At 32.9% G+C, this 1,445-nt stretch carries 2 protein-coding genes; both read left to right on the top strand.

Going from position 1 to position 1,445, the window contains the following annotated elements; all coding sequences use genetic code 11:
* Window positions 1-414 precede the first annotated feature (414 nt).
* The gene (locus tag ABT112_RS35115; RefSeq protein WP_081213346.1) at window positions 415-1,095 is read left to right on the top strand and encodes a DUF5986 family protein; all 681 of its coding nucleotides are present in this window, start codon (window positions 415-417) and stop codon (window positions 1,093-1,095) included.
* A gap of 11 nt (window positions 1,096-1,106) precedes the next feature.
* On the top strand, window positions 1,107-1,445 hold a 339-nt coding region (locus tag ABT112_RS35110; RefSeq protein WP_351515827.1), incomplete at its 3' end, for a helix-turn-helix domain-containing protein.

Here is a 1,445-nt window from a genome sequence, read left to right as displayed (position 1 = left end):
GGGAGATACATACCGCAGAGCAGGAGGATTTTCAGTAGGGGCGCTATATAAATCAAAGACCAAAGCGAGAGGAAGAGGGTTCTGGTTTAAAGGGTTACTGCCTGCGTAAAGACAATAACAAATTATTGAAAATATAAATTTTAAAAAATCGTCCGAAATGACAAAAAACTAGTCGTTTAAACTGTCAGAAATGGCAGTTTTTTATTTTAGAAAAATAATGGTTTTAGTAAAAATCTATCTTATGAAATAAGTATCTATCAGATGTGTTGAGACTATAGAATAATGACTTTTCATAAAAGTGGAAAATCGGTTGACTAAAAACAACTTTTTTCTAAATAGGTTGACATATTTGGGTTTTTTCGATAAAATATACTCATATATTCCAGAGGTTAAAAAATAAATGGAGGTGAATATATGAAAAAAGTTTATTGCTCTGAGCCTGAGGAAAACCTTATTAGTTTAAAAGAATTGTTTGAAAAACCGGTAAGTAATGATGTTAAGGCTATTTTTGACCAAATGGCAACTCGTACAGAGAATGGTCGCCATTTTCTTGCTTGGAATCTTCGTTTCGAAAATATTGCTTATGGAGCAGAAAATATGGGACTTGTTGCTGTTACGATTCAACGAGGTAATTTATGGGAATTAGTAGCTGTTTTTAATGAGCAAACAAAAAATATTTTTTTATTTATGAATAATAAAACTCCTGAGAGTCAAATATATTCATCTAGCCATTATTTACCTCATACAGTTAGGGTATTAAATTCTAATTTTAATTCTGCTCCTAATAGTGAAGTAGCTCTTTTTGAGGATGATGAGTCAGTTTTTGAAAATGAAATCAAACATTCTCAAGAGGTTTGCAAGTCTATGTATGGAGAATTTTATGAAAATTTAGGTAATGTGTTTGTTATTAGACGAGATACGAAAACGGGTAGTGTTACGCTAGTTACTATAAATGCTCATCTTGATTTTATAGATGAAGAAATAATTCCTGATAGAATATTACCTAGTCCAGTTACAACTAGTAAAACAACAGGGGCTGTTTCTGAAGAGCCAATTAAGATTAAACTTAAAGAAAAAAAGAAGAAAATTAGTTAGGAATTGAAAAAATGAAAGCATTTAATGGAGAACGATTGAAAGAAGCGAGATATTTTAGGTCTTATTCAATTACAGAGTTGTCTAGCATTCTTGGAGTCTCAAAGCAAATGGTTTCAAAATATGAGAATGGGAAGTCAGAACCACCAGCTGAAACTTTGTTTAGAATTGTAAAAGAGTTGGGTTTTCCTCTAAATTTTTATTTTGGAAAAGATTCATCAGTTCCAAAAAAGAGTGAAACATTCTATAGGTCACGCTTTACGGCAACTCAGAAACAGAAATCACCAACGGAGTCACTGAAAAAACTTGCCTACGACCGTCTCACCGCGGCGCTGCTCTTCATCGTCGGCGCG

Origin of the sequence: Streptomyces sp. NPDC002055, from assembly GCF_040296705.1 — a bacterium.
Taxonomy (GTDB): domain Bacteria; phylum Actinomycetota; class Actinomycetes; order Streptomycetales; family Streptomycetaceae; genus Streptomyces.
The sequence above is the reverse complement of the archived record's forward strand: the minus strand, read 5'-3'. Positions and strand labels throughout refer to the sequence as shown.